This is a genomic window from Streptomyces sp. NPDC031365 (genome assembly GCF_055569765.1).
Genome location: NZ_JBVIIM010000002.1, coordinates 211,988 through 232,998, shown reverse-complemented (window position 1 = coordinate 232,998; position 21,011 = coordinate 211,988). Strand labels below are relative to the sequence as shown.

The 21,011-nt window shown below is 71.2% G+C and carries 18 protein-coding genes; 11 read left to right on the top strand and 7 right to left on the bottom strand.

All coding sequences use genetic code 11. The features are described 5' to 3' along the window. The first annotated feature begins 3 nt into the window (after window positions 1–3). Together ACZ5C2_RS03745 and ACZ5C2_RS03740 are read left to right on the top strand one after the other, a co-directional pair. Entirely contained in the window at window positions 4–975 is a 972-nt protein-coding gene (locus ACZ5C2_RS03745) for an aldose epimerase family protein (RefSeq protein ID WP_468786170.1), read from the top strand. Window positions 976–1,812: 837 nt separating this feature from the next. Continuing rightward, window positions 1,813–3,099: a pyroglutamyl-peptidase I gene (locus ACZ5C2_RS03740; protein ID WP_468786168.1), complete on the top strand. Its 1,287-nt coding sequence runs from the start codon at window positions 1,813–1,815 to the stop codon at window positions 3,097–3,099. Here the strand turns inward: ACZ5C2_RS03740 and ACZ5C2_RS03735 are convergent. From ACZ5C2_RS03735 to ACZ5C2_RS03725, 3 genes are all read right to left on the bottom strand, one after another. Continuing rightward, window positions 3,071–3,685, bottom strand: coding sequence for a LysE family translocator (locus ACZ5C2_RS03735; protein ID WP_468786166.1), 615 nt, complete (start codon window positions 3,683–3,685; stop codon window positions 3,071–3,073). The two genes, ACZ5C2_RS03740 and ACZ5C2_RS03735, sit on opposite strands and share 29 nt — an antisense overlap. Continuing rightward, window positions 3,682–4,476 carry an EI24 domain-containing protein gene (locus ACZ5C2_RS03730; protein ID WP_468786164.1) on the bottom strand — a complete coding sequence of 265 codons (795 nt, stop codon included), beginning with the start codon at window positions 4,474–4,476 and terminating at the stop codon, window positions 3,682–3,684. Before ACZ5C2_RS03730 ends, ACZ5C2_RS03735 begins: the two co-directional genes overlap by 4 nt. 159 nt (window positions 4,477–4,635) lie before the next feature. Then, window positions 4,636–5,658, bottom strand: coding sequence for an NADP-dependent oxidoreductase (locus tag ACZ5C2_RS03725; protein WP_468786162.1), 1,023 nt, complete (start codon window positions 5,656–5,658; stop codon window positions 4,636–4,638). Window positions 5,659–5,750: 92 nt separating this feature from the next. Here ACZ5C2_RS03725 and ACZ5C2_RS03720 point away from each other — a divergent pair, with 92 nt between their 5' ends. Continuing rightward, a complete protein-coding gene (locus ACZ5C2_RS03720; RefSeq protein ID WP_468786160.1) occupies window positions 5,751–6,227 on the top strand; it encodes a MarR family winged helix-turn-helix transcriptional regulator in 477 nt (158 codons plus the stop codon). Between the two features lie 323 nt (window positions 6,228–6,550). Here the strand turns inward: ACZ5C2_RS03720 and ACZ5C2_RS03715 are convergent, their stop codons facing one another. Next, window positions 6,551–7,396, bottom strand: coding sequence for an SCO2400 family protein (locus ACZ5C2_RS03715; protein ID WP_468786158.1), 846 nt, complete (start codon window positions 7,394–7,396; stop codon window positions 6,551–6,553). Between the two features lie 241 nt (window positions 7,397–7,637). Between ACZ5C2_RS03715 and ACZ5C2_RS03710 the strand changes: the two genes are divergently transcribed. The 8 genes from ACZ5C2_RS03710 (at window position 7,638) to ACZ5C2_RS03675 (ending at window position 18,145) form a co-directional block, all read left to right on the top strand. Further along, window positions 7,638–8,801 (top strand): mandelate racemase/muconate lactonizing enzyme family protein, encoded by a 1,164-nt coding sequence (locus ACZ5C2_RS03710; protein WP_468786156.1) that lies wholly within the window; start codon window positions 7,638–7,640, stop codon window positions 8,799–8,801. Next, window positions 8,798–9,832, top strand: coding sequence for a zinc-dependent alcohol dehydrogenase (locus ACZ5C2_RS03705; protein ID WP_468786154.1), 1,035 nt, complete (start codon window positions 8,798–8,800; stop codon window positions 9,830–9,832). The genes ACZ5C2_RS03710 and ACZ5C2_RS03705 overlap by 4 nt, the downstream gene beginning before the upstream one ends. A 139-nt stretch (window positions 9,833–9,971) precedes the next feature. Next, the gene (locus tag ACZ5C2_RS03700) at window positions 9,972–10,937 is read left to right on the top strand and encodes a hypothetical protein (RefSeq protein ID WP_468786152.1); all 966 of its coding nucleotides are present in this window, start codon (window positions 9,972–9,974) and stop codon (window positions 10,935–10,937) included. A gap of 139 nt (window positions 10,938–11,076) precedes the next feature. Then, a complete protein-coding gene (chvE, locus tag ACZ5C2_RS03695) occupies window positions 11,077–12,189 on the top strand; it encodes a multiple monosaccharide ABC transporter substrate-binding protein (protein WP_468786150.1) in 1,113 nt (370 codons plus the stop codon). Between the two features lie 32 nt (window positions 12,190–12,221). Beyond that, window positions 12,222–13,772, top strand: a complete 1,551-nt coding sequence (mmsA, locus tag ACZ5C2_RS03690; protein WP_468786148.1) for a multiple monosaccharide ABC transporter ATP-binding protein — start codon at window positions 12,222–12,224, stop codon at window positions 13,770–13,772. Next, a complete protein-coding gene (mmsB, locus tag ACZ5C2_RS03685; protein ID WP_468786146.1) occupies window positions 13,769–15,010 on the top strand; it encodes a multiple monosaccharide ABC transporter permease in 1,242 nt (413 codons plus the stop codon). Before mmsA ends, mmsB begins: the two co-directional genes overlap by 4 nt. A gap of 53 nt (window positions 15,011–15,063) precedes the next feature. Continuing rightward, window positions 15,064–16,224 carry an aldose epimerase family protein gene (locus tag ACZ5C2_RS03680; RefSeq protein WP_468786144.1) on the top strand — a complete coding sequence of 387 codons (1,161 nt, stop codon included), beginning with the start codon at window positions 15,064–15,066 and terminating at the stop codon, window positions 16,222–16,224. A 157-nt stretch (window positions 16,225–16,381) separates the two neighbouring features. After that, window positions 16,382–18,145, top strand: coding sequence for a pyridoxal phosphate-dependent aminotransferase (locus tag ACZ5C2_RS03675; protein WP_468786142.1), 1,764 nt, complete (start codon window positions 16,382–16,384; stop codon window positions 18,143–18,145). A gap of 66 nt (window positions 18,146–18,211) precedes the next feature. Here ACZ5C2_RS03675 and ACZ5C2_RS03670 read toward each other — a convergent pair whose 3' ends face one another. From ACZ5C2_RS03670 to ACZ5C2_RS03660, 3 genes are all read right to left on the bottom strand, one after another. After that, window positions 18,212–19,486: a lytic transglycosylase domain-containing protein gene (locus tag ACZ5C2_RS03670; protein WP_468786140.1), complete on the bottom strand. Its 1,275-nt coding sequence runs from the start codon at window positions 19,484–19,486 to the stop codon at window positions 18,212–18,214. Between the two features lie 160 nt (window positions 19,487–19,646). Next, window positions 19,647–20,399, bottom strand: a complete 753-nt coding sequence (locus ACZ5C2_RS03665) for a hypothetical protein (protein WP_468786138.1) — start codon at window positions 20,397–20,399, stop codon at window positions 19,647–19,649. A gap of 48 nt (window positions 20,400–20,447) precedes the next feature. After that, window positions 20,448–20,996, bottom strand: a complete 549-nt coding sequence (locus ACZ5C2_RS03660) for a nuclear transport factor 2 family protein (RefSeq protein WP_468786688.1) — start codon at window positions 20,994–20,996, stop codon at window positions 20,448–20,450. Between the last annotated feature and the right edge of the window lie 15 nt (window positions 20,997–21,011).

Here is a 21,011-nt window from a genome sequence, read left to right as displayed (position 1 = left end):
CACATGAACGAACTCTTCGGCACACTTTCCGACGGCACGCCGGTGCACCGTTGGACCCTGCGGCGGGCGGGCGTACAGGTACGGATTCTGTCGTACGGCGGGATCGTGCAGGACGTCGAGGTGCCGGACCGGGACGGGCGGACCGGGAACGTGGTGCTGGGGTTCTCCGACCTGGACGGCTATCTCCGGCATCCGGAGCCCTTCCTGGGCGCCCTCATCGGCCGGTACGCCAACCGGATCGCGGGCGCGCGCTTCCCCCTGGACGGGTTCACGTACGCCCTCGAGCCGAACGACGGGCCGAACTCGCTGCACGGCGGTGAGCGGGGCTTCGACAAGCGCGTGTGGGATGTCTCCCCGGTCGGGCACGGCGTGCGCCTCTCCCTGGTGAGCGCGCACGGTGAGGAGGGTTTCCCGGGACGGCTGGAGGTCTCGGTGACGTACACGCTGGACGAGCGGGGCGCGCTGGGCATCGCGTACGAGGCGGTGACGGACGCCCCGACGCCGGTGAACCTGACGAACCACTCGTACTGGAACCTGGCCGGCTCCGGCAGCGCGGCCGGGCACGAGCTGCGGCTGGCCGCCTCCCGCTACACCCCGTCCGGCGCGGACCTGATCCCGACCGGTGAGCTCGCCGACGTCTCCGGTACCCGCTTCGACTTCCGTGAGGCCCGTAAGGCGGGGACCGGGTACGACGACAACTTCGTGCTCGACAAGGGGGTCACCCGGACCCCGGTGGAGGTGGCCGAGCTGTACGACCCGTCGTCCGGCCGTGTACTGACGGTGGCGACCACCGAGCCCGGGATGCAGCTCTACACCGCGGACCACATCACGGAGCCCTTCACGCCCGGGGACGGCATCGCGCTGGAGACCCAGCACTTCCCCGACTCGCCGAACCGTCCGGAGTTCCCCGGCACGGTCCTCAGGCCGGACGGGGTGTTCCGCTCGGAGACGGTGTACGGCTTCTCCGTGCGGTAGACCGAGGGCGTCCCGTCCGTGGTGGAGCGCGGGCTTCCCGCACACATGAGCCCCGGTCCGGGGTCAGGGTCCCGGGCCGGGGCTGCTCATGTGGGCACGTCCCGGACCCGACGGTAATCCCTGCCGGGCCCCGGCGGCCCTCGTTCAGACTGCCCGCTTCAATCCCGTGCGAACCTTTCACATCTGTTTTCGGGACGGCCCCACCACGGCCACGCCCTCGGCCCGCTCCTGACCTCGGGCCGCAACAGGCGCGGGACCTGGAAGGACATCCCGGCCGACGGGTCCGCGGGGGCCGCGAAGAAGGCCGCGGCTCGCTGGATGTGCGCGCGCTCCGCCGCCTCCTCGACGCACCCTGCGTGTCGTCGGCCGGCGCGGATCACCCGCAGGCCGGTCACGAGGGCCCCGTACGGCTCGACCGGTCCGCCGACGCCGACAGGATCCCCGGCGGCGGGCGCCCCCGACGGCACCCTGCCGGGCGTGGCCCTGCGACGGGGCTTCCGGCCGCTCGTCACGCAGGTCGTCGCCGAGGGGACCGCCACGCGGGGGTACGTGGCCACCGGTCCCGGCGTCGCACCGCTCCCCCGCGCCGGCCGCCGAGTCCGTACGCCCGGACTCCGCCGCGGTGCCCGACGAGGGCGCCGGACCGCGCGGTGTGCGTGGCGTCCGTGCGCGGACGTTCCCGCCCCGGCCCCAGGGGGCTCCCCCGGCGGCCGGGACGGGCGGTCGTGCCGATCCCCGCCCGAGTGTCCCGCCCATGGCGTGGACCACTCCGGTCACGCGATACTGCGGCCTCCGGCACCCACCCGTACCCCACGACGACGGAAGGCCTCAACCTCCTTGAACTCCTCACGTGTTCGCACAGGCGTTCTCGGTCTGGCCCTGCTGACCGGTCTCACCGCCGCCACGACCACCGCCATCGCCACGACTCCCACGACGTCCACAGCCACCGCGCATTCCGCCGATACGACCACGGGCCCCACCGTCGAGGAACGCCGTCTCGACGGGGCCGTCCCTCAGGAGATACTCCGCCGCTCCGGATTCGACACCGTGGCACCGGACTTCGCCCGTGCCCTCGACCGGGCGGGCTCCTACGCCCAGGCCCGGCGCGCCGCCGTGCGCGAGGGGACCGAGCTGTGGCGCAGAGCCGTCGACCGGGCGCAGGGGCGCGGCCCTGCGGCCGGTGACCTGAGCCGGGACGACGACCGGCCGCTGTACTGGGCTCGGCTCGGTATGACCCGTGAACTGCGTACCTGGGACGCGGGGTTCGGGCTGAGCGACGGGCAGCGGGCGCGGCTGCTGGACGCGTTGGAGCGGACCTCGCGCGGACAGACCGCCATCCGATATCCGCACGGCGAAGGGATGAAGCGCATCCTGGTGACCGGCTTCGACCCGTTCACCCTGGACCGGGACATCCGTATCTCCAATCCGTCCGGCGCCGTGGCGCTCGCCCTGGACGGCACGGTGATCGAGACGGCGGACGGTCCGGCGCGGATCGAGACGGCCATGTTCCCCGTGCGCTGGCGGGACTTCGCGGAGGGGTCGGTGGAGCGGGCGCTGCGGCCGCATCTGCCGAAGGCCGACCTCTTCGCCACGGTGAGCCAGGGCCGGGTGGGCCGCTTCGACATCGAGCGCACCAACGGCGCCTGGCGGGGCGGCTTCGGGGACAACGAGAACGTCGGCCGCACGGAGACGATCCCGGTCACCGACCCGGCCTCGCAGCCGCAGTGGACGTCGACCACGCTGCCGTACGCGGAGATCGTCGCCGCCGGGACCGGGCGGTTCCCGGTGTACGACAACACGAGCGTGACGGAGATCCCGGCGGGTGGCACCGAGGCCGTGGTCCGGCCGGAGGGGCCGACGCCCGGCTCCACCGCCCGGGCCGGGGGCGGCGGGGACTACCTCTCCAACGAGATCGCCTACCGGGCGACCCTGCTCCGGGACCGGCTCGGGCTGCACGAGAGGCTGCCGGGCGGGCATGTGCACACGCCCGTGCTGCGGTTCGCCGACGGGAACACCACCGAGGTCACCGACCCCGAGTTCGTACGGAACCGGCTGGACATCATCGGTCAGGTGCGGTCGATCGTGACCGTGGCGGTCAGTGCGACGGAGCGAACGCGAGACTGATGCCGAGGCCGGCCAGGACGGATCCGATGACCTTGTTGAGGACCTTCTGGCCGCGCAGCATCAGGCCGCGCATCCGGTCGTGGGAGAAGAACACCGCGACGACGCCGAACCACAGCAGGTGGGCCAGCGACATGAACAGGCCGTAGCCCACCTGCTGGGGCACGGGGGTGCCGGGGCTGACGACCTGGGCGAAGGTCGAGACGACGAACAGGGTCGTCTTCGGGTTGAGGACGTTGGTCAGGAAACCGGTGCGCAGGGCCGCGAACGGGGTCAGACCGGTCCTGTTCTCCAGGTCGACGGTGACCTCGGCGCGCGAGCGGAAGGTGCGGACGCCGATGTACACGAGGTAGGCGGCGCCGGCCAGCTTGATGACGGTGAACAGGAAGGTGGAGGAGGCGATCAGCAGTCCCACGCCGAGCATGGTGTACGTGACATGCACCAGGACACCGGCGGCGACACCGAGTGCGGCGAGGAGTCCGGTGCGGCGGCCGTGGAGGTAGCTGCCCCGCACCACCATGGCGAAGTCGGCGCCCGGGGCGATCACGGCCAGGACGGTGATGACGGCGACGGCGAGCACCTCGGTCACGAGGTGACGCCCTCCTGCTCGGGCTCCTCGCTGTCGTCCCCGGCGGTCTCCTCGCCGAGCAGGTCGCGCGCCATGAGGGTGGCTCCGGCGACCGCGCCCGGCATCAGGAACACGGCGACGAACGGGATGAGGAACGCCACCGCCAGAGGAGTGCCGAAGCCCCAGACGAGGGTCCTGCGGGACCGCAGCATGCCGAGCCGCTCGCGCGCTTCGACCCCGCGCCGCTGCAGCGCGACGGCGGTGAGCTCCTCGGTGAGGAAGAACCCGGTGACGAGGAACCCGATCACCGGTACGACGGTCTGCCCGGCCACCGGGATGAACCCGAGCGCGAACAGCAGCACGGCCCAGACGAGGGCCCGGGCGAGGATACGGAGGCTGTCGCGGGCGGAGATCCACAGCTCCCGCAGCAGGGGCAGACCGGACTCGGGCGCGGTGCCGTCGGGTGAGACGTCCCGGTCGACCTTCTCGGAGAGGTTCTCGTAGAAGGGCTGGCCGATGAGCAGGGTCATCGCGGTGAAGGTGAGGACGGAGAGCAGCAGGGCGAGCGCGAAGAGGACGGCGGTGAGGAAGCCGCGGAACAGTCCCGGCCAGGGGCTGGACCAGTCGTCGGCGAAGGGTGTCGCCCAGGTGACGAAGTCCGCGCCCCACAGGGCGAGGGCCACCAGTGCGGCCGCGTACAGGACGAGTGTGATCAGACCTGGCAGAAGCCCGAAGCCGAACTGTCTGCCGTGCCGGCCCACCCACTTCTGGCCCTTCATCAGGTACCGGAAACCCACCCCGAAATCGCGCATGGCAGCACCTTATCGGGGGCCGGTGGGGTGGGGCGCGTGGTCCCGGTCGACTCCGGACGCGGGAAGGGTGCGGGCCGCACCCCACGTCCAGGGGTGCGGCCCCCCGCCGTACGCAACGACCGCGCTTACACCGGCGTCACGGTACGCCGCGAACCGGTTTCAGAGCTTGACGATCATCTTTCCGGTGTTGTCGCCGCGCAGCACCCCGAGGAACGCCTCGAGGTTGTTCTCGATGCCCTCGACGACGGTCTCCCGGTACTTGAGCTCACCCGACCGGACCCAGGGCCCGACCTCCCGGACGAACTGGGGCTGGAGGTCGTAGTGGTCGCCGACGAGGAAGCCCTCGATGCGGCCCCGGGTCTGGATCAGACGGGCGAGGTTGCGCGGGCCGGGGGCGGGCTCGGTGTTGTTGTAGACCGAGATCGCTCCGCAGATCGCGATCCGGCCGTCCCGGTTGAGGGAGCCGACGGCCGCCTCCAGGTGGTCGCCGCCCACGTTGTCGAAGTAGACGTCGACCCCGTCCGGGGCTGCGTCACGCAGTTGCCGGCTCACGGGGCCGTTCTTGTAGTTGAACGCGGCGTCGAAGCCGTACTCCTCGAGGAGCAGCCTGACCTTCTCGTCGGAGCCGGCCGAGCCGATCACCCGCGAGGCCCCCTTGAGCTTCGCGAGCTGCCCGACCTGGCTGCCGACGGCGCCCGCGGCACCGGAGACGAAGACGGAGTCGCCCTCCTTGAAGGAGGCGGTGCGCAGCAGACCCGCGTAGGCGGTGAGCCCGGTCATGCCCAGTACGCCCAGGTACGCCGACAGGGGCGCGGCCTCCGGGTCCACCGTGACGGCGTTCTTCGCGTCCATGACGGCGTACTCGCGCCAGCCGAGGAAGTGCAGGACATGGTCGCCGGCCGCGATCCCCTCGGCGTTCGAGGCGACCACCTCGCCGACGGCACCGCCCTGCATGGCCTTGCCCAGCTCGTACGGGGCGACGTAGGACTTGGCGTCACTCATCCGGCCGCGCATGTAGGGGTCGACGGAGAGGTACGTGTTCCGCACCAGCACCTGCCCCTCGGCCGGGGTGGGTACCTCCGCCTCGACGAGGGCGAAGTCCTCGGGCTTCGGCCAGCCGACGGGCCGGCTCAGCAGATGCCACTCGCGGCCGGTGGCGGGGGGCGTGGGGGCGTCGGACATGACCGGGACCTTTCCTAGAAATACTTCACTATCTGAAACAACCATGCGGCTGAATATTTCAGGATGTCAAGCAACTGGGTACCCTGGAGAGCATGGCCACACCCCGCGACACGCCCAGGCGCCCCGACTCCCTCACCTTGGAGGTCGTCGAGCTCATCGGCTCGGTGGTGGCCCGCTACCACGAGGAGTACGAGGAGGCCGCCGCCGGTCACGCGCTGACGGGCGCGCAGGCGAGGCTGCTGAGCCTGCTGTCCCTGGAGCCGCTGCCGATGCGGAGGCTGGCGCGGCGGCTGAAGTGCGAGCCGTCGAACGTGACGGGCATCGTGGACCGGCTGGAGGCACGCGGCCTGGTGGAGCGCCGCCCGGACCCGGCGGACCGGCGGGTGAAGCTGGCGGCGGCGACGGCCGAGGGGCGGCGGGTGGCGCGGAGTCTGCAGCAGTCCCTTCGGTTCGCGCGTGAGCCGCTCGCGGGGCTCTCGGAGGGGGAACGGGTGGCGCTGCGGGACGCTCTGCGGAGGATGTTGAGCGAGGGCTCGCAGGAGAACGAGCGCGGACCGAGCCAGGACTGAACGCGGCACCCCGCGAGCCGCCACTCCCCCGCCCCTCGGGCCGTCACTCCCCCGCCTCCGCGAGCCGTCACTCCCCCGTCCCTCGGGCCGTCACTCCCGCCGGGCCCCGCTCACGCTCCCGCGGACAGTCGCGCCTCCTCCCGTGCGTCAAAGGCCTGGGAGGTGCCCCCAGGACGGCACGGGTGGGCGATGGGGGTCCCCCCGCTCGGGCGCAGACGTGAGCGGGGGAGGCACCCCTCCGGCGCCGGTCTGCGCCAACGCCCCCGGAGCACACCGACACCGGGGCAACCCGCCGACACCGGGGCCGCGTACGCCCGGTCGGCTCAGGTGCACCACCACAGGAACCGGTCGCAGGTCTCCGACGGCTCGGGTTCCGGTTCGGGTTCCTCCGTGGTCGGGTCGGGCTTCGGGGTCTCCGGTGCGGAGGGAGGGCCGGTCCGCGGAGGCGTCGTGGGGTCGGTCGGGGGTGTGTTCGCGGGCGCGGTCGAGGCGCCCTCCCCGGTCCCGTTCTCCGCCTTCTCCGACTCCTCGTCGTCCGGGGACGCGGAGGCGGAGGCGGAAGGGGAGCCGGACGCCGAAGGACTGGGGGACTTATCCGGCGCTTCCGTGTCCACCGCGCCGCTCGCCGACTCCGCCGACTCCGCCGGATCCACCTCCGCCGAGCCGCCGTCGGGCGAGTCCTCCCCGGCCGCCGCCGGCTCCGGCTTCGATCCGGGCGCGTCCAGCCCGAGTTCGGCGAGGCTCAGTCCGCCCGCCGCGAGGACGAAGCCCGCCGCGATCAGCAGCGTGCGGTTCCGCCGCCGGCGGTGCGCGGCGGCTTTGCGGTCCCGGCGGCTCTGCCTCGCCGAGGGGGCCTCGTCCTCCGGCCCGCGTCCCCGGCGCCGGGCCGCCCGCCGCCCGCCCGGCTGTTCGGCCGGTGACTCCCCGTCACCCTGGTCGCCGTACCGTTCGTCCGGCCGCTCGGCGTCGTACTCCTGCCCGTACCCGTCGGCCTGGGCGGACCCGGCGGCTCCGGCGGCCTCCGCGGTTCCGCCCGCCGCACCCTCGTGTCCCGAAGACGCGGCGAGCTCCTGCTGCCGGCGGGCGCGGAGCGTCTCGACGGGCGTGCCGCAGCCGGGGCATGCGAGCGCGCCATTGAGGTGCCGTCGGCACGAGTGGCAAAAGTCCATGACGCGGGAAGGTTAGGTTCCGTTCGGGTCCGCTTCATAGGCCCTGCTGTGAAGGTTTGGTGCGGACCAATGCTCATAGGTTTCGAAACTGCCGAAACCTATGTGCGCGTGACCCATTGACACCCCCACCACCCCGTCCTTACTGTCACGCCAGCATTTCGAACGTGTGACGAAATATCGAACATGTCGAACCGCGGACACCGAGGACAGGGTCCACAACCGCAGCGAGGGGCGAACTGCCGTGCGCATCACCGGAATCAGCACACACGTGGTCGGGACGCCGTGGCGCAACCTGACGTACGTCCAGGTGCACACCGACGAGGGGATCACGGGAGTCGGCGAGACCAGGATGCTGGGGCACACCGACGCCCTCCTGGGCTACCTCAAGGAAGCCCAGGTCAACCACATTCTCGGCTCCGACCCGTTCGCTGTCGAGGACCTCGTCCGCCGGATGAAGTACGGCGACTACGGTCGCGCCGGCGAGATCGTGATGTCCGGTATCGCCGTCGTCGAGATGGCGTGCTGGGACATCAAGGGCAAGGCACTCGGTGTCCCCGTCTGGCAGCTGCTCGGCGGCAAGGTCACCGACAAGGTCAAGGCGTACGCCAACGGCTGGTACACCACGGAGCGCACCCCGGAGGCGTACCACAAGGCCGCGCGGACGGTGATGGAGCGCGGCTACCGGGCGCTGAAGATCGACCCGTTCGGCACCGGACACTTCGAACTCGACCACCAGCAGACCCTGTACGCCGTCTCCCTGATCGAGGCGGTGCGTGACGCCATCGGCCCCGACGCCGAGCTGATGCTGGAGATGCACGGCCGCTTCTCCCCCGCCACCGCCGTCCGCCTCGCCGGGGAGCTCGCGCCCTTCAAGCCGGCCTGGCTGGAGGAGCCGGTCCCGCCGGAGAACCTCAAGGCGCTGGAGAAGGTGGCCGCGAAGGTCGACATGCCGGTCGCCACCGGTGAACGCATCCACGACCGCATCGAGTTCCGCGAACTGTTCGAGAGCCAGGCGGTCGACATCCTCCAGCCGGACGTCGGCCACATCGGCGGCATCTGGGAGACCCGCAAGCTCGCCGCGACCGCCGAGACGCACTACATGCTGGTCGCCCCGCACAACGTCGGCGGCCCCGTACTCACCGCCGCGTCCCTCCAGGTCGGTTTCACCTCCCCGAACTTCAAGATCCTGGAGCACTTCAACGACTTCGCGGACGCGGACATCAAGAAGGTCGTCAAGGGCGCGCCCCAGGTGAACCCGGAGGACGGCTGCTTCCACCTCTCCGACGCCCCCGGTCTCGGCGTCGAGCTGGACGTCGACGCGGCGGCCGAATTCCCGCAGCAGCAGGCCCGGTTCGACCTGTGGGCCGAGGGCTGGGAACAGCGCAAGCCCAAGGACACGAAGTGACCGCCGCCGGCCACCCGCGCCCCGGGGCGGGCACCGCCGTCGTCATCGAGGCGCCCGGCGAGCACCGCCTGGTCCCGCACGAGCCGCGCGATCCCGCACCCGGCGAGGCCCTGGTCCGGGTGCACGCCGCCGGTATCTGCGGCAGCGACCGCGAGGTGTACCAGGGCAACCGCCCCGAGGGGTACGTGCGTTACCCGCTGACGCCGGGCCACGAGTGGTCCGGGACCGTGCAGCGGGTGGGGACGGGGGTGCCTCAGTCGCTCGTCGGCCGCAAGGTCGTCGGCGAGGGGTTCCGCAACTGCCAGGTCTGCGACCGCTGTCACGCGGGCGAGACGACGCTGTGTTCGGCGGGCTACGAGGAGACCGGGTTCACCCAGCCGGGCGCCATGGCCGCCACGCTGACCCTGCCCGCCCGGCTGCTGCACGTCCTCCCGGACGACGCCGACCTGAGCGCGGCCGCGCTGCTGGAGCCGGCCGCCTGCATCGCCGCTGCCGCGCTGAAGGCGAACGCCGTGCCCGGTGAGCGGGTGGCCGTGGTGGGCACCGGCACGCTCGGCATGTTCGCCGTGCAGTTCCTCAGGGCGAACTCCCCCTCGGAGCTGCTGGTCGTCGGCACCCGGGGCGACCGGGAGGCGCTGTCGCGGCAGTACGGAGCGACCGAATTCCGGACCAAGGACCGCCGGCTCCCGGACGACTTCGACGTGGTGATCGAGACCGCCGGGTCCGCGGACGCGGCCCGTACGGCGGCCTCACTGCTGCGGCGCGGCGGGCGCCTGGTCCTCACCGGGATCCCGGCGCCGGGGGCCGACGGGCTCGACCCGACCGACCTGGTCGTACGGCAACTGGAGGTGCACACCGTCTTCGGCGCACCGCCGGACGCCTGGGCGCACACGGTGCGGGTGTTCGCCGCCGGGCTCCTCGATCCGCTGCCGCTGGTGACCCACGAGCTGCCGCTCGCCGAGTTCCCACAGGCCATCGAGCTGGTGGGGTCGGGCGACCCGAAGGTGGGCAAGGTCCTGCTGCGTCCCTGACCGTATGCCGGTACGAGGGCGACCTGACGGCCGTCGCACCGGCGTACTCCCACCCTCCCCCTCCCCCTCGCCGCGACCTTCCCGGCCCGCACCCCGAGCCGCGAACCTCGTCCGAAATATCGAACACAAAGGACACCCCGTGACCGACGCTTCCGCCAAGGCGCCCCGCCGGCCCGGTGAGCAGGCGCTCACCGCGCTCGGCCTGAGCGCGCCCGCCCTCGACCCCGCCGACGCCTCACCGCACACCTTCCCCGGCGGCGGCCGCTGGCGCACCGAGATCCCCTCGTGCGAGGGACCCGAGGCGCTGGCGGTGGTACTGAAGGAGGCCTCGCGCCTCGATGTGCCGATCCACCGGATCAGCCAGGGCAGCGGCGTCTGGATGCTGACCGACGCCGAGGTCACCGAGATGGTCGAGGCCACCGCGGAGCGGGACATCGAGCTGTGCCTGTTCACCGGCCCGCGCGGCACCTGGGACATCGGCGGCTCGACCCGTACCGAGTCCCACGGCGCCGGAGTGCGCGCCCGGGGACACGACGCGGTCGCCGGATGCGTCGAGGACGCCGTGCGGGCCACGGAACTGGGCGTCAGGTGCCTGCTCGTCGCGGACGAGGGCGTGCTGTGGACACTGCACCGGGCGCGGGCGGCCGGGCTGCTGCCCGCCGACACCACGCTGAAGGTGTCGGCGCTCGTCGGACCCGTCAACCCGGCCTCGTACGCGGTCCATGAGCGGCTCGGCGCGGACTCGATCAACGTGCCGAGCGATCTGACGCTCGCGCATCTCACGGAGATACGCAGGGTCTCGGCCGCCCCGATGGACATGTACATCGAGGCCCCTGACGACCTGGGTGGATACGTGCGGATGTACGAGGTCGCCGAGCTCATCCGGCGCGGTGCCCCGCTGTACCTGAAGTTCGGCCTGGCGAAGGCACCCGGGATCTACCCCTACGGGCACCAGCTGCGGGAGCTCACCCTGGCGACCGCGAAGGAGCGCGTGCGGCGCGGACGGCTGGCCCTGGATCTGCTGGCCCGCCACGGCGCGGACGGCGACATGGCGCCGCTCGGCTCACGGCTCCCCGGGAATCTGAGCCGGTTCGACATCTCGTGATAACGCTTCGGAAACTCGGCTTCACAGAAGTGGACACAGCCGCGCACAATCGCACACTACTGTTCTCGGCTCCACGGCTTCACCCCCGCAAGCGCCCCGCCCGCCCAGACCCGACCCGCACAGATCAAGGATGATGACCATGCGTAATCGCAGAGCCGCCTTCGCCGCCATGGCCACCGCCGCCTCCCTCGCCCTCACCCTGACCGCCTGCGGCCAGAACAGTGAGGGCGGCAGCGAGGAGAACAAGGGAGGCTCCGAGGGAGCCACCATCGGCATCGCGATGCCGACCAAGTCCTCCGAGCGCTGGATCGCCGACGGCAACAACGTCGTGAAGAACCTCGAGTCCAAGGGCTACAAGACCAAGCTGGCCTACGGCGAGGACGACACCGACCAGCAGGTCTCGCAGATCGAGAACATGATCACGCAGGGCGTGGACGCCCTGATCGTGGCGGCCATCGACAACAAGTCGATGAACAACGTCCTCCAGCAGGCCAAGGACGCCGACATCCCGGTGATCTCCTACGACCGCCTCATCCTCGGCACGGAGAACGTCGACTACTACGCCTCGTTCGACAACGAGAAGGTCGGCGAACTCCAGGGCACCTACATCGTCGAGCAGCTCGGCCTGAAGGACGGCAGCGAGAAGGGCCCGTTCAACATCGAGCTGTTCGCCGGCTCCAACGACGACAACAACACCCGCTACTTCTTCCAGGGCGCCATGAACGTCCTCCAGCCCTACATCGACAAGAAGCAGCTCGTCGTCAAGTCCAAGCAGACGGAACTGAACCAGGTCACCACCCTGCGCTGGGACGGCGGCACCGCCCAGAAGCGCATGGACGACATTCTGACCTCGGCCTACCGCAACGCCCGGGTGGACGCGGTGCTCTCGCCGTACGACGGCATCTCCATCGGCATCCTGTCCGCCCTCAAGTCGGACGGCTACGGGTCCAAGGACAAGCCGCTGCCGGTCGTCACCGGCCAGGACGCCGAGGTCGCCTCGGTGAAGTCGATCATCGCCGACCAGCAGTCGATGACCGTCTACAAGGACACCCGCGAGCTCGCCAAGGTGGCCTCCAACATGGTCGACGCCCTGCTCAACGACAAGAAGCCCGAGACCAACGACACCAAGACCTACGACAACGGCGCCAAGGTCGTCCCGGCCTTCCTGCTGGAGCCGGTCGCGGTGGACAAGGAGAACTACCAGAAGACCGTCGTCGACTCCGGCTACATCAAGGAAGGCGACCTCAGCTAACTCCCGCCCACCACGGATTGGAAGGCACGACCATGGCGGGACCCGTCCTGGAAATGCGCTCGATCGTCAAGACCTTTCCCGGCGTCAAGGCGCTGTCGGACGTCACACTGACCGTCCGGCAGGGCGAGGTCCACGCCATCTGCGGGGAGAACGGCGCCGGCAAGTCGACCCTGATGAAGGTCCTCTCCGGCGTCCACCCGCACGGCTCCTACGAAGGGGAGATCCTCTTCGAGGGGGAGGCCTGCCGGTTCAAGGACATCCGGGCCAGCGAACAGCACGGCATCGTGATCATTCACCAGGAGCTGGCCCTGGTGCCCTATCTGTCGATCGCCGAGAACATCTTCCTCGGCAACGAACACGCCACCCGGGGCTTCATCAACTGGAACGAGACCCTCAGGCACGCCGCCGAACTGCTGCGCCGGGTCGGGCTCGGCGAGCATCCCGAGACCCGCGTCGCCGACATCGGTGTGGGCAAGCAGCAGCTGGTGGAGATCGCCAAGGCGCTGTCGAAAAAGGTGAAGCTGCTCATCCTCGACGAGCCCACCGCGGCGCTCAATGACGAGGACAGCGGCAAACTCCTCGATCTGATCCTGCAGTTGAAGGGACAGGGCATCACCTGCATCATCATCTCCCACAAGCTGAACGAGATCCGCAGGGTCGCCGACTCGGTGACGATCCTGCGGGACGGGCAGACCATCGAGACGCTCGACGTGAAGGCCCCGGAGACCAGCGAGGACCGGATCATCAGCGGCATGGTCGGCCGCGACCTGGAGCACCGCTTCCCGGAGCGCACCCCGCACCACCCGGAGGAGGGCACCGCCCCGGCCCTGGAGGTCCGCAACTGGACCGTGCACCACCCCATCGACCAGCAGCGCAAGGTCGTCGACGACGTGTCGCTGACGGTCCGGCGCGGCGAGATCGTCGGGATCGCCGGGCTGATGGGCGCCGGCCGCACCGAGCTGGCGATGAGCATCTTCGGCCGCACCTACGGCCGGCACGCGGGCGGCACGGTCCTCAAGGACGGCAAGGAGATCCGTACGAAGACCGTGCCGGAGGCGGTCGGACACGGCATCGCGTACGTCACCGAGGACCGCAAGCACTATGGCCTGAACCTCATCGACACCATCAACCGCAACATCTCGCTCAGCGCGCTCGGCAAGGTCGCCAAGCGGGGCGTCGTGGACGAGCACGAGGAGCGGCAGGTCGCCGAGGGCTTTCGCACGTCCATGAACATCAAGGCGCCGACGGTGTTCGAGCCGGTGGGCAAGCTGTCCGGCGGCAACCAGCAGAAGGTCGTGCTCAGCAAGTGGATCTTCGCCGGTCCCGATGTACTGATCCTCGACGAGCCGACCCGCGGTATCGACGTGGGCGCCAAGTACGAGATCTACACGGTCATCGACAAGCTGGCCGCCCAGGGCAAGGCGGTCGTCTTCATCTCCTCCGAACTGCCCGAGCTGCTCGGCATGTGCGACCGCATCTACACGATGGCCGCGGGGCGGCTGACCGGTGAGTTCCCGCGGGCCGAGGCCTCCCAGGAATCGCTGATGCGTCAGATGACGAAGGACAAAGAGGTATCCCGATGAGCACAGTCACCGACAAGACCCCGGCGGCCGCGCCGCCGGGCGGGAACGGGACGGGCAGCGGTGACGGCCTGCTCCAGCTGATGCTGGACGGTATGCGCCGCAACATGCGGCAGTACGGCATGCTGATGGCGCTCGGCCTGATCGTGGCGCTGTTCGCGGTGTGGACCGACGGCGACCTGCTGCTGCCGCGCAACGTCTCCAACCTGGTGCTGCAGAACAGCTACATCCTGATCCTCGCGATCGGCATGATGCTGGTCATCATCGCCGGCCACATCGACCTGTCGGTCGGTTCACTGACGGCGTTCGTCGGCTCGATGGCCGCGGTGTTCATGGTCAGGAACGACATACCCTGGCCACTGGCGGTGGTGCTGTGCCTGGCCGTGGGGGCCATCGCGGGCGCGATACAAGGGTGGTTCATCGCCTACGGCGGCATACCGTCGTTCATCGTGACCCTCGCGGGCATGCTGACCTTCCGCGGTCTCACCGAGATCTTCCTGGAGGGCCAGACCCTCGGCCCCTTCCCCAAGGGCCTGCAGAAGGTGGCCAACGGCTTCATGCCCGAGGTCGGCCCGCAGACGAACTACCACAATCTCACCCTGCTCCTCGGCCTCGCGCTGATCGCGCTCGTCCTCCTCCAGGAGATGCGCGACCGCCGGCGCCAGAAGGAGTTCGACCTCGACGTCCTGCCCACCAAGCTGTTCCTGCTGAAGCTCGTCGCGCTCGCCTCCGCCATCCTCGTGGTGACGATGCTGCTGGCCAGCTACAAGGGCGCCCCGATCGTGCTGCTGATCCTCGGCGCGCTGCTCGTCGGGTTCGGCTATGTGATGCGCAACGCCGTCATCGGCCGCCACATCTACGCCATCGGCGGCAACCTGCCCGCGGCCAAGCTGTCCGGCGTGCGGGACAAGAGGGTGACCTTCCTGGTCTTCCTGAACATGGGCATGCTCGCGGCCCTGGCGGGTCTGGTCTTCGCCGCCCGCTTCAACGCGGCCTCTCCCAAGGCCGGCCTCAACTTCGAACTCGAGGCGATCGCCGCCGCGTTCATCGGCGGAGCGTCGATGGCCGGCGGTGTCGGCACCGTGCTCGGCGCCATCATCGGCGGCCTGGTCCTGGGCGTGCTGAACAACGGTATGAACCTCGTCGGCATCGGCACCGACTGGCAGCAGGTCATCAAGGGCATGGTGCTGCTCGCGGCGGTCGGCTTCGACGTGTGGAACAAGCGCAAGGTCGGTTCGTAAGTCAGCTCGGGCCCCGCCGGACGGCGGGGCCCCTTCCCTTTCGGGAGCCGCACATGGAACTGAGCAGACGCACGGTCATCGCAGGAGCCGGAGCGGCGGCGGCCGGGGTGGCCGCCACCACCGCCCTCGGCGGTACGGCACACGCCTCGCCGGGCAGGGGGAAGCCGGCGCGGACACTCTTCGGCCGGCTCGCCGACGGCACCAAGGTCCACAGCTGGACCCTGGCGAACGGCGGGACCCGGATGAGGGTGCTCTCCTACGGAGGCATCGTCCAGTCCCTGGAGATCCCCGACCGCCACGGCCGCCGCACCAACGTCTCCCTCGGCTTCGACACCCTCGAGGAGTACGTCGCCTCCAGCCCGTACTTCGGAGCCCTGATCGGCCGCTACGGCAACCGCATCGCCAGCGGCCGCTTCACCCTCGACGGCACTCCGTACCAGCTCTCCGTCAACGACGGCGAGAACAGCCTGCACGGCGGCGACCGGGGCTTCGACAAGCGGGTCTGGGACGTCGAGCCCTTCACCCGGGGCTCGGACATCGGACTGTACCTGTACTACACCGCCGTCGACGGTGAGATGGGTTACCCGGGCACGCTGCGCACGAAGGTCACGTACACCCTCACCCGGGACGGCGACTGGCGCGTCGACTACGAGGCCACCACCGACAAGGCCACCGTCGTCAATCTCACCAGCCACGTCTACTGGAACCTCGCCGGCGAGAGCAGCGGCTCGATATACGACCACGAGCTGTCCATCGACGCCTCCCGCTACACACCCGTCGACTCCGGGCTGATCCCCACGGGCGAACGGGCGCGGGTCGGGGGCACCCCCTTCGACTTCCGGCGGACCAAGCCGGTCGGCCGGGACATCCGCAGCGCGCAACAGCAGGTGCTGTACGGGCAGGGGTTCGACCACAACTGGGCCCTCGACAAGGGCATCACCCGCCGCCCCGAGCGGGTCGCCGTACTCCGTGACCCGGGCTCCGGCCGTACCCTGAGCATCGCCACCACCGAGCCGGGCCTGCAGTTCTACTCCGGCAACTTCCTCGACGGCACCCTCGTCGGCAGCGGCGGCCGGGTCTACCGGCAGGGCGACGGGCTGTGCCTGGAGACCCAGCACTTCCCGGACTCGCCGAACCAGCCGTCGTTCCCGTCGACCGTGCTGCGGCCGGGAGAGACCTACCGGACGACGACGCTGCACTCCTTCGGAGCGTGAGCCCCGGCCATGAGCCGCCGTCACATTTCCCACACATGAGCTGAACGGCGGCCTGTCCCGCTCCGTACTCCTGGGTGGCCCGTGCTCCCCCGCACGGGCCACCCAGGCATGACGGGCCCGCAACCTCCCCGGCCGGCCCGCCGTACACGGAGGTTCCATGGCCGACAACGTCACCTCGTTGTTCCGCAGCACCGCGGCGCACAGTCCGTCGATGGCGGCGCTGGCACGGGAGAGCGACGGGGCCGGCCCGGTGGACTTCTGCATTCCCTGCAATCCGTACTTCCCGACCCCCGCCATGTTCGAGGACATGGCGGTCCGGCTGCGCGACATCATCACGTACTACCCGAGCAGCGCCGACACGATCACCGCCGAGTTGTGCAGCCTGCTGCAACTGCCGCCGCAGTGCGTGGCCATGGGCAACGGTTCGACGGAGCTCATCACCTGGATCGACCACCTCCTGGTCCGCGAGTCCCTCGCCGTGCCCGTCCCCACCTTCGGCCGCTGGACCGACCAGCCCATGGAGACCGGCAAGCGGGTCGACATGTTCCCGCTCCAGGAGTCCGGCGGATTCGCGCTCGACCTGGCGCAGTACGCGGAGTTCATACGGGCCAGGGGCACCCGGGTGGCGGTGATCTGCAACCCGAACAACCCTGATGGCGGCTTCCTGCACAAGCACGCGGTCGTGCAGTTCATGGACGCGATGGCCGACCTGGACCTGGTGGTGATCGACGAGTCCTTCCTGGAGTTCGCCGACGCGGAGAACGAACCCAGTGTGGTCCAGGAGGCGATGCTGCGGCCCAACGTCATCGTGCTGCGCAGCCTCGGCAAGAACTTCGGTCTGCACGGCATCCGCTTCGGTTATCTGGTCGCCAACCCGGCGCTCGCGGGCAAGGTGCGCTCGATGCTCCCCAAGTGGAACCTCAACTCGTTCGCGGAGCACGTGGTGTTCATGCTGAAGGAGCACGGCGCCGAGTACGCCCAGAGCCTCCACCAGGTCCGCCGCGACCGGATGGACATGTCGGGCCAGCTCTCGTCGCTGCCCGGGCTGACGGTCTACCCGTCCCAGGGCAACTTCCTCTTCGTACGCCTCCCCGTGGGCGCCGAGGGAACCGTGGTCCGGGACCGGATGCTCACCGAGCACCGCATCCTGGTCCGTGAGTGCGGCAACAAGATCGGCTCGTCCAGCCGCTTCCTGCGTCTCGTGGTGCGCCCCCAGGTGGATGTGCGTCGCCTGGTGTCCGGCCTGGAACAGGTGCTCTACGGGGCATCCAGGAGGGGAGCCGCCGTACCCGAGCAGGCTTCGGGGACCAGCTACAGCTCGGGCACGGCGGCCGTGGACCGCCTGGTGAGCGAGACCAACGGGTCGGGGATGCGGGGACTCGCCGCTCAGGCCATCGGTGCCGGCGCCCCGGGGCTCTTCGCCGCTCCGGCCGCCGGCACCGGTATGCCGCTCCCCGCAGCCGCGTCCACCGTGATGGCGGACGCCGGCGGTGGGATACCGGTGCCGGCCGCGGCCTCGCCGGGGATCGGGCTGGGGCCCCAGGGGATGCCTCAGCCTGTCGCCCGGCCGGTGCCGCAGCAACTGCCTCAGCCCGTGCCGCACCCCGTGCCCCAGCAGTTCCCGGAGCCGGTCCCGGAGCCGGTCCCGCAGCCCGCACCGATGCCAGCACCGATGCCAGCACAGCCGCTCGCGCCGGCGGCGCAGGCTCCGATGCCCGCCGCGGCGGCGTACCCGGCGCCGGTACCGGCCGCCCAGATGCCGCCGCCCGCCGGCCCCACCCCGCCCGGTGTCCCGGCCCGCGGCGGCCTGACGGCCGCCCAGGTCAGGGGCACCGACGGCCTCTCCATGGCCCCGGCGACGGGCTGGCCGGGACCGCAGACCGCCTGGCCCAACGCGGCGGGGATGGGGCAGGCGGGCTGAGCCACCCACGGGCGGCAACGGCCCGGTCCACCCGTCGCCTTCCCCTGATCCCCAGTTCCCCTGCCCCTACTCCTCGGGCGATGTGGCCGACGGGGTCGGGCAGGGTGAGTCGGGGTCGGCCGGGGAGGCCGTGGGGTCGGGGGACGGTGTGTCCGGCTCCGAGGGGCAGGCGTCCGGGGTGCTCGGCGAAGGGCTCGGGCCGGTCGGGTCCGGCGACGGCTCCGCAGTCCCCGTGGGGGACTCCCCGGGCGACTCCGAGGGCTCCTGACTCGTCGGAGGGTCCGTCGGGGAGCTGCTGGGGCCGGGGGGCGGGGAGGTGGGCGGCTCCGAAGCGGGCGAGGACGGGCCCGGGGACGGCTCGGGCGGCTCGGAGCCGCCCGGTGCGCTCGGTTGCGGACCGATGACGATGCCGCCGCCCCCGCCCCCGCCTCCCTTGCCGCCGCTTCCGGCGTCGACCGGCTCGGTCGCCGGGGTGTCACCGCCCGCGCCGGGACTCCGGGGGACGACACCCTTGCCGTCGGGGACGGTGTGGACTCCGCGGCTGTAGAACTCCAGCCAGTACCGCACCAGTTCCAGGTAGGAACGGGAGTGGTTGTAGCTGAGGACCGCCCGGTCCAGGTCCGCCGGCCGGCCCAGGTTCCGGTCGCCGGCGCAGAGGTAGTGTCCGGCCGCCAGCGCCGCGTCGAAGATGTTGTTCGGGTCGGCGCGGCCGTCGCCGTTGCCGTCCGTGCCCCAGCGGGCCCAGGTGGACGGCAGGAACTGCATCGGGCCCACCGCCCGGTCGTAGACCGTGTCACCGTCGTGAGCGCCCCCGTCCGAGTCCCGGATCAGGGCGAAACCCCGGCCGTTCAGCGGTGGCCCGGTGATACGGCCCAGAGTCGTGCCGTTCCGGTCGACCGCGCCGCCGCGTGCCTGGCCGGACTCGACCTTGCCGATCGCCGCGAGCAGTTCCCAGGGCAGCCGGCAGCCGGGGTCCGTCCTGCCGACCGACGTCTCCGCGGCACGGTAGGCGCGCAGCACGGTGGCCGGGATGCCCGACTGGACACGGACGTCCCGCCCGAGCGCGGGGGAGGCCGACGCGACCTCCGGGGTCGCAAGGGGCGGGAGTTCGGTGTGGTAGGAGCCGTCACCCGGTGGAGCGAGTTCGGCGTACGGGTCACCCGCGGCCTCCGGCCCCGCGTCGTCGGCCGCCGGTCCGGCCTGGGCGTCCGTCGCGTCCCGGAGAACGCCGGGCCCCTGGGAAGCGGTGAGGGCGGTCATGGCCGCCACGGCGAGGACGGTCGTGCGCAGTCCCCTGCGGGCCCGGCCGGAATACACGCGTCGGGCACGGCGTACGGACATGGTCGTCACTCCTGTCGGATCCGTGGGAGGTGCGGAACGTGCGGGACGTGCGGGACATGCGGGGCGTGCGGGACGTGCGGGACGTGCGGGGCGTGCGGGACGTGCGGGGCGTGCGGCGGGGGGTGCGGTCGTTCGCTCGGTACGGCCGGTCGCACGGCTCTCAGCGGCCGAAGGTGTCGATGCCGGAGAGGAGCCAGCGTCCGTCGCGGTGCACGACGTCCGCGGCGAGCATGGCCGCCGCGTACACGCCCTCGTCCTTCGCGGCCTTCTTCCCGGCGGTGGCGACGCTGCTCTGGTCGGCGTAGACGAGAACCCGGGCCCGGTCGCCGTCGATCCGCTCGACCGCCGTCTCCGTGACCGTCGTGGTGATGACGGCCTTCTGCTTGTCGGCCCGCTCGCGGACGTCGGCGAGCAGGTCCCGGTGCTGGTCGGCGGCCTTCCCCGTCAGGAGGTCCTTCGCGGCCTGCTCGTGAGCGCCGGGGTCGGCATGGTCGTAGGAGAAGAGCCGGTCGACGGCCTTGGCCACCTGTCCCTTGATCTCGCTGGTGCGGGCGAGGTCGGTCAGTGCGGTGTTGCTCCGCGCGGGATCGGCTCGCAGCGCCTCGGCCTCCGCGTGCGCCCAGCCCGCGAAGACGCCGAGGAACACCGTCAGCGCGCAGAGTGCCACCAGGCCGAAGGGGCGGCGCGGGCGGGCTCGCGTGGTTTTCCTCTCGCCGGCCGCGCCCGGCTCGGCCTGCCGGTCCGAGGCCGGGGGCGGGGCGTCGGCGGGGGCCAGGACGGCCGTGCCGCGGGTGCCGGTGCCGCCTCCCGTGCTGTCCGGACTCCCGGCGGGGGCAGTGGCGTTGGCGGCGGGCCGGGTCTCCCGGGCCTGACGGCGCCGCTGGCGGTTGATGTGGTGACGGGTCGTCGACATGGTGCGGTGTCCTCCTCGCTGCGGCCGGCTTCTGCGGTGCGGGACCGGTCAGCCGGCCGGTGTGCCGCCCACGGGCGCCTGGCCCAGGGCGCTCAGCTTCCACCGGCCGTCGGTCCGGGTGAGTTCGCCGAGCATGCGGCTGTCCTTGTCGGTCCGCGCCCCGTCGGACGCCTTGACGGTGACGCGCAGGGCGACCAGCACCCGGGCACGGCCGGCGCGGTCGTCGAGTTCGGCGACGGCGCCCGACAGGACCCGGGCGGTGCTGACCGTCTCCGCCTCCTTCACCTGCTCGGCGAACTCGGCTCTGCCGGAGGCCAGTTGCTCGTGCAGCTCACCGGTCGTCGAGGATTCCCAGAGGTCGAGTCCCTGGTTCACGTCGCGGTGGTCGAGCGTGTTCAGGTTCTGCACGGCCTGCTCTCCGGCGGCGAGTGCCGCATCCCGCTGTGCGGCGTAGGCGGCCTGGTCGTCGTGGGCCGCCCGGTACCAGTCCTGGCCTGTCCACGCCGCGAAGCCGCCTGCGAGGAGGGTGAGGGTGAGAGCCAGGGCCGGAAGCGGCCGGAAGCGGCTGGTGACGAGGGGGCGGGCCGCGCGTTCCATGAGGTGCTCCAGTCT